Annotated in this window: 7 protein-coding genes; 3 read left to right on the top strand and 4 right to left on the bottom strand. The window is 74.8% G+C overall.

Features of this window, described 5'->3' with window-relative positions:
• Positions 1-4 precede the first annotated feature (4 nt).
• Positions 5-1,492 (top strand): family 1 glycosylhydrolase, encoded by a 1,488-nt coding sequence (locus AB0M43_RS04980; RefSeq protein WP_363722054.1) that lies wholly within the window; start codon positions 5-7, stop codon positions 1,490-1,492.
• Between the two features lie 164 nt (positions 1,493-1,656).
• Positions 1,657-2,658: a LacI family DNA-binding transcriptional regulator gene (locus AB0M43_RS04985; protein WP_363721273.1), complete on the top strand. Its 1,002-nt coding sequence runs from the start codon at positions 1,657-1,659 to the stop codon at positions 2,656-2,658.
• A 154-nt stretch (positions 2,659-2,812) separates the two neighbouring features.
• Here the strand turns inward: AB0M43_RS04985 and AB0M43_RS04990 are convergent, their stop codons facing one another.
• Positions 2,813-3,775 (bottom strand): DUF389 domain-containing protein, encoded by a 963-nt coding sequence (locus AB0M43_RS04990; RefSeq protein WP_363721275.1) that lies wholly within the window; start codon positions 3,773-3,775, stop codon positions 2,813-2,815.
• A gap of 24 nt (positions 3,776-3,799) precedes the next feature.
• A complete protein-coding gene (locus AB0M43_RS04995; RefSeq protein ID WP_363721277.1) occupies positions 3,800-4,243 on the bottom strand; it encodes a GNAT family N-acetyltransferase in 444 nt (147 codons plus the stop codon).
• Between the two features lie 119 nt (positions 4,244-4,362).
• Between AB0M43_RS04995 and AB0M43_RS05000 the strand changes: the two genes are divergently transcribed.
• The gene (locus AB0M43_RS05000) at positions 4,363-4,563 is read left to right on the top strand and encodes a hypothetical protein (RefSeq protein WP_363721278.1); all 201 of its coding nucleotides are present in this window, start codon (positions 4,363-4,365) and stop codon (positions 4,561-4,563) included.
• A 178-nt stretch (positions 4,564-4,741) separates the two neighbouring features.
• Here AB0M43_RS05000 and sbnB read toward each other — a convergent pair whose 3' ends face one another.
• Together sbnB and sbnA are read right to left on the bottom strand one after the other, a co-directional pair.
• On the bottom strand, positions 4,742-5,740 hold the full coding sequence (sbnB, locus tag AB0M43_RS05005; RefSeq protein WP_363721280.1) for a 2,3-diaminopropionate biosynthesis protein SbnB: 999 nt from the start codon (positions 5,738-5,740) through the stop codon (positions 4,742-4,744).
• Positions 5,733-6,707, bottom strand: coding sequence for a 2,3-diaminopropionate biosynthesis protein SbnA (gene sbnA / locus AB0M43_RS05010; protein WP_363721281.1), 975 nt, complete (start codon positions 6,705-6,707; stop codon positions 5,733-5,735). The genes sbnB and sbnA overlap by 8 nt, the downstream gene beginning before the upstream one ends.
• Between the last annotated feature and the right edge of the window lie 79 nt (positions 6,708-6,786).

Consider the following 6,786-nt stretch of genomic DNA (forward strand, 5'->3'; position numbering starts at 1 on the left):
CGACATGCTGGGCCTGCCCGCCGACTTCCTCCTCGGCGCCGCCACCGCCGCCTACCAGATCGAGGGGTCCGTGCGCGCCGACGGCCGGGGACCGTCCATCTGGGACACGTTCTCGCACACGCCCGGCCGGATCCTCGGCGGCGACACCGGGGACGTCGCCATCGACCACGTTCGCCACCTCGACGCCGACGTGGCGGTGATGGCCGGACTGGGGCTCGACGCGTACCGGTTCTCCGTCTCCTGGAGCCGGATCCAGCCCGACGGCCGGGGACCGGTGAACCAGGCGGGGCTGGACCTCTACTCCCGGCTGGTGGACGCGCTGCTCGGGGCCGGGGTCGAACCGTGGCTGACCCTGTACCACTGGGACCTGCCCCAGGCGCTGGAGGACGCGGGCGGCTGGCCGGCCCGGGACACCGCGTACCGGTTCGCCGACTACGCCGAGGTGGTGCACGCCGCGCTCGGCGACCGGGTGACCCGCTGGACCACGCTCAACGAACCCTGGTGCTCGGCGTTCCTCGGCTACGGGTCCGGGGTGCACGCCCCCGGCCGGCGCGACGGGGCGGCGGCGGTGCGGGCGGCGCACCACCTGCTCCTGGGGCACGGGCTGGCGGTGCGGCGGATCCGCGGGGCCGGCGGGGCGCCGCCCGGGACCGGCGGGACCGAGGTGGGGATCACCCTGAACCTGTACGCGACGAGCCCCGCCGGGCCCGGCGACGAGGACGCGGTGCGGCGGATCGACGGGCTGCAGAACAGGTTCTTCCTCGACCCGGTACTGCTCGGTGAGTACCCGGCCGATGTCGTCGCGGACCTGGCCGGGGTCACCGACTTCGCGCACGTCCGCGACGGGGACCTGGCGGTCGTCTCCGCTCCCCTGGACTTCCTGGGCGTCAACTACTACACCCGCAACGTGGTCGGCGCCGCCCCCGAGGGGCCGGACGGGAACGCGGCGCGCCGGGACTCCGGGCCGACGGGTGACACCGACGGCGGCGAGCCGGCGCGGGGCGACGGGCACGGGGCGCCCGGGCTGGACGTCGGCTCGCCGTGGCCCGGGAGCGAGGGGGTGCGGTTCGCGCGGCGGGGACTGCCGACGACCGCGATGGGCTGGGAGGTCGACGCGCCCGGGCTGGTGGAGGTGCTGCACCGCGTGCACACGGAGTACCCGTCGCCGCCGTTGTTCGTCACCGAGAACGGGGCCGCCTTCCACGACGCGGTCGCCCCGGACGGCACCGTGCGCGATCTCGAGCGGGTCGGCTACCTCGACGCGCACCTGCGGGCGTGCGCCGAGGCGGTGCGCAAGGGCGTGCCGCTGCGGGGGTACTTCGCCTGGTCGCTGTTCGACAACTTCGAATGGTCCTGGGGGTACTCGCGCCGGTTCGGCCTCGTGCACGTCGACTACGCCACCCAGCGCCGCACGGTGAAGTCGAGCGGCGCCTGGTACCGCGACCTGATCGCCGCCGCCCGGCGGGCCCGGGGAGCCGACGCGCCCGGGTGAGCACCGGGGTGCTGTGCGCCGTCGCGGCGGCGCGGCGCGGGCGGGAGGGGGCGTGCGGCGCGCGCGGCCCGCTGTGGCCCCGGCGGGGGCGGAGGGCACGGCGCGCGGGCCGGCGGGCGCGCGGGTGCGCGGGCCAGGCAGACTGGGGCGCGAGGGGGTGCGCGATGACGGGGAACCACACAGGCCGGCCGACGCTGGAGCAGGTCGCGGCGCTGGCCGGGGTCGGCCGCGGCACGGTGTCGCGGGTCGTCAACGGCGAGGCGCACGTCAGCCCGCAGGCCAAGGAGGCCGTCGAGCGCGCCATCGTCGAGCTCGGCTACGTGCCCAACCGGGCCGCCCGCTCCCTCGTCACCCGGCGCACCGACTCCATCGCCCTCGTCGTCTCCGAGTCGGGGGAACGGTTCTTCGCCGAGCCGTTCTTCGGCCGGATCGTGCAGGGGGTCAGCGCCGCGCTCGCCGGCACCCGGTTCCAGCTGCTGCTCACCATCGCGCAGTCCGCCGAGGAACGCGGCCGGCTCGACCACTACCTGACCCGCCAGCACGTCGACGGCGCGCTCCTGCTGTCCCTGCACGGCGACGACCCGCTGCCGGTCCAGTTGGAGAGCCGGGGCGTCCCGACGGTCCGGGCCGGGCGGCCCACCCGGGAACGGTCCGACCACTGGGTGGACGCCGACAACCTCGGCGGGGCGCGGCTGGCCGCCGAGCACCTCGCGGGCCGGGGCCGCCGCCGGCTGGCCACCATCGGCGGGCCGCAGGACATGGCGGTGGGCGTCGCCCGGCTCGACGGCTTCCAGGAGGTGGCCGGCGGCGACCTGGTCGAGTACGGCGACTTCTCCGAGGACAGCGGCGCGGCGGCCATGCGCCGGCTCCTCGACCGGGCCCCCGACCTCGACGCCGTGTTCGCCGCCTCCGACCCGATGGCGGCCGGCGCGCTGCGGGTCCTCAAGGAGTCCGGCCGCCGGGTGCCCGAGGACGTGGCCGTCGTCGGCTTCGACGACTCGGCCATCGCCCGGCACACCGATCCGGCGCTGACCAGCGTGCACCAGCCGGTGGAGGCGATGGGCCGGGAGATGGTCGCGCTGCTGGTCGACCGGATCGACGGGGCGGGCGACGGGCCCCGGGAGCTGACGTTGCCGACCCGGTTGACGGTGCGGGCGTCGTCCTGATCGGCGGGTGCCGGAGGCCGGCCCGGTTGACGGCGCGGGCTTCGTCCTGATCGGCGGGTGCCGGGGGCCGGCCCGGGCCGGATCGGGGCGGGGGCCGAGGTCGGGGCTGGGGTTGGGGTTGGGGTTGGGGTTGGGGCCCGACTGGCCCGGGGTGTCAGCGGGCCGCGCGCCGGAACGGATTCCGGCGCGGCGGGAGCGCGTTGCGGTGCCGCCACCAGAGCCGCTGCACCCCGAGGGTCAGCACCCCCGCCGTGACGATCGCGGCCAGATTGATCAGGAGCTGCACGGCCGACCCGACCGCCTCGTGCCCGACCCCGTACGCGAGGGCCACGGCCGCGTTGGCCGCCGCCGGGACCGTGGTCACCGAGATCAGCACGCCGACGAGCGCCCCCGACTTGGCCGAGGTCAGCGACAGCATGCCCGCGATCCCGGCGAGGAAACCGACGATCCACGACAGCGCGTCCGGGCGCCAGATGAAGTCCGTCAGGGGGCGCTCGGCCAGCAGCATCGACCGGTTCACCAGGCCGAGCGCCGTCATGCCCCAGGTGGCGAACACCGTGACGACCATCGAGACCGCGAACCCGACCACCAGGGCCGACGCGGACCGGCCGACGACGCCGAACCGGCCCCGGACCAGGCCGACGCACAGGGCCGCCAACGGGCCGAACTCCGGCCCGACGACCATCGCGCCGACGATGAGGATGGGCTGGTCGAGCAGGACCCCGATGGCGGCGATGATCGTGGCGACGACGAAGAACGCCAGATAGGTGAACGACAGCCGGGTCTCCTCCTCGGTGCGCTGCTCGACCTCCTCCCAGACCACGGCGTCGGCGCCCAGCCCCGGGGCGGCCTCGGCGGCACGTTCCGCCGACGCGGACAGCGACACGTCGACGTTCTCGATCGCGATGGAACCGGAGTTCTCGATGCCGAGGCCGCGCAGCTCCTCCAGGACGGCGCTGCCGCCCTCCCGGACGACGTCGCACAGCAGCACGTCGCCCTCGGGGACCCGCGCGGCCCCGTCGAGCACGATCAGGTGCGTCACGGCCGCGCTGTCGCGGAGCACGTCGAGGACCGCCGCCGTGCTGTCCGCCGGCGAGATGATTCGAAGATGCAGCACGCCCGCACCCTACCCGTGCGCAGGTCAGGCGGTGAGCACGTAGGTCGCGTACCCCTCCTCGACGTCCTCGGCGCGGGTGAAGCCGCACTTCTCGAGGAGCCGGATCGAGCCGGTGTTCGTGACGGCCGCGTCCGCGTACAGCGGGCGGGCCGTCACCTCCGCGACGAACAGGAGCAGCGCCCGGGTGCCGACGCCCCGGCCCCAGAACCGCTGGCCGAGCCAGTAGCCGACCTGCCACTGGCCGTCCTGCTGCCAGGCGCCCAGGTTCCCGGCGACGTCGCCGTCGGCGAGGACCGTGCGGGAGACCACCGTCGGGTCGCCGAGGATCCGGGTCTCCCAGTGGGTCATGAACGCCGCGCGCTCGCGGGACGGGAACCGGGCGCGGCGGCTGGCCTCGGGCTCGGACTCGAAGCGGAAGAAGTGTTCGAGGTCGGCGACCTCGACGGCGCGGAGCTGGACTTCGGTCATGGTGAACAACCTAGACAGCACCCCCGACACTCTACGGCCGCGCGCATGATCCGCGGCCGTTCGGGGTAGATCCCCCACCGGCCGCCGAGGGGTGGCCGACAGACCGAGGGGGGATCGCGATGACACAGCCGGGTACCACGGGAACAGCCCCCGAGCCGGCCGGGAACGATCCGCTGGGTCTCGGGCCCGACGCCGGGGCGGAGCGGGACCGGGAGGAATCGGAACGGCACGCCCAGGACGAACAGGCCAAACGGGACGGGCAGCTGCGGCGGGACGACGGGCAGCCGCCGGTCGCCGGGCATACCGACCCGAAGCGCTGACCGCCGGGCGGGGCGCCGCGACCGCCGGAAGGGTCGCGGCCACCGGAAGGGTCGCGGCCCCGGCCGGTCCGGCGGCGTCGGGGCGGCACGGGACGGCCGGCGCCCGACCGGCCGGGTGAGTCGGTCGGGCGGGTGAGTCGGTCCGGCGGGTGAGTGGGTCCGGCGGGGAAAGGCCTGGTCAGCCAGGGAAGAAGCCCGGGATGTCGATCGCCCGCCCGGCGGCCCGCGCCTCCGCCAGCACGACGCTGCCCACCGCGAGGTCGAGCACCCCGAGCCCGAACGGCGAGAAGATCGTCGGCAGCGCCGGGTCGAGCTCGACCTCGCCGCGCAGTACCCCGCCGAGGGTGCCGGTCACGAAGTCCCGGGAGCCGGTCAGCTGCTCGGCCAGGTGCGGGGACGTCTGCGCCTTCAGGCAGTGGTCGACGTCGTCCACGATGTTGTTGGCGCGCAGGAGCAGCTCGGGCGCGAGGTCGCGCAGGGACACGTTGAGTACCAGTTGTCCGGGTCGCAGCGGGGTGTCCGCCGGGACGTAGGGCGTGCCGGCGGTGGTGGCGAAGACGACGAGGTCGCGGTCGAGCGCGTCGGCCAGGGTGCCGGTCCGGGCCGCCCCGCCGAGGCCGGCGGCGAACCGGGCCGCGCGGGACTCCTCCAGGTCGTGGCAGACCACGTCGTCGAGCGGGACGCCGACCTGGCGCAGGTACCGGGCGATGGTGTCGGCGATCGGGCCGGTGCCGACGAAGGCGACGCTCCGGGGGGCCGCGGGGGTGCCGTCGGGCGGCCAGGTGCCCCCGAGCGCGGCGGCCGCGATGGCGGCGGAGGCGGCGGTGCGCGCGGCGCTGATCCCGGCGGCCTCCAGGCAGGCGGTCGGTCGGCCGGTGGCGTAGTCGTTGAGGATCAGGACCGCCGAGGCGCGCGGGATCCCCCGGTCGTGGTTGCCGGGGAAGCTGCTGATCCACTTGATGCCGGCCGTGTCGACGTCGCCGCCCAGGTAGGCGGGCAGGGCGATGATGCGGCTGTCCGGCTTGTCGGGGAACCGGAGGAAGTAGCTGTCCGGGTTGATGGTGCGCCCGGCGTCGTGCAGCAGGTACGCCTCCGCGACCACGCGCACGACCCGGTCCTGGGCGGCGGCGAGGATGTCGTCGGCGACGACCCCCGGCACCACATGGAACTCAGACAATGGCCCACCTTTCCTTGGGTACGACGTTGGCGTCCGGGTAGCGCTCGGCCACCCAGGAGTCCGAGTAGACCGAGTCGAGGTACCGCTCGCCGAGGTCCGGGGACACCGCGACCACCGTGGCGCCCACCGGGAGGGTCGGGGCGATCCGGCGCACCCCGGCCAGCACGGTGCCGGTCGAGCCGCCCACGAGCAGGCCGTGCCGGCGCGCGACCAGGCGGCACATCTCGATCGTCTCCGTCTCCGGCACGACGACCTTCTCGAACGTACCGGTGTCGGTGAAGATCTCCGGGACCCGGCTGACCCCGAGGCCCGGGATGTGCCGCTTCCCGCTCGGGCCGCCGAACAGGACGGAGCCCTCGGCGTCCACGGCCACCACCCGGGTCGCCGGGCTGTGCTCGCGGTAGTAGGACAGGCAGCCCATCAGGGTGCCGGTGGTGCCTACCCCGATGACGAGGACGTCGGCGTGCGGCACCTCGCGGTGGATGCCCAGGGCGGTGCGCTGGTGGTGGGCCGCGCAGTTGGCCGGGTTGGCGTACTGGTTGGGCCACATCAGGTCCGGGTCCCGTGCGATGGCGGCCATGATGAAGGCGATCCGGCTGGCCAGGTACCCGCCGTTGCCGTCCCGTTCGGAGATCACCACGACCCGCGCGCCGAGCGCCTCCATGGTGCGCACCGCGGCGGGGGTGGCGTTGGGGTCGGTGACGACGGTGAGCTCGTAGCCCTTCGCCGCGCACACCGCGCTGAGCGCGATACCCAGATTGCCGGACGAGGACTCGATCACGCGCTGTCCCTGCCGGAGCCCCTGGGCTTCCAGGCTCTCCACGAGGGCGACGGCCGGCTTGAGCTTGATGGAGCCGGCCGGGTTGAGCCCTTCGAGTTTCACCAGCAGACGTACGTCGGGGACCAGTCCACCCAAGTCGAGGAAGACGTCCTCGAAGACGATGTCGTGGGCACTCTGGTAGATCATCGCGAGCTCAGCCTCCCTGTGGCGCGGGTATCGCCGCCTTTCGCGACGCCGAGGGGCGGACACGCGGAGGCGGTCGGTC

The sequence above is a fragment of the Longispora sp. NPDC051575 genome, assembly GCF_040681875.1.
In the GTDB taxonomy this organism is placed as follows: Bacteria; Actinomycetota; Actinomycetes; order Mycobacteriales; family Micromonosporaceae; genus Longispora.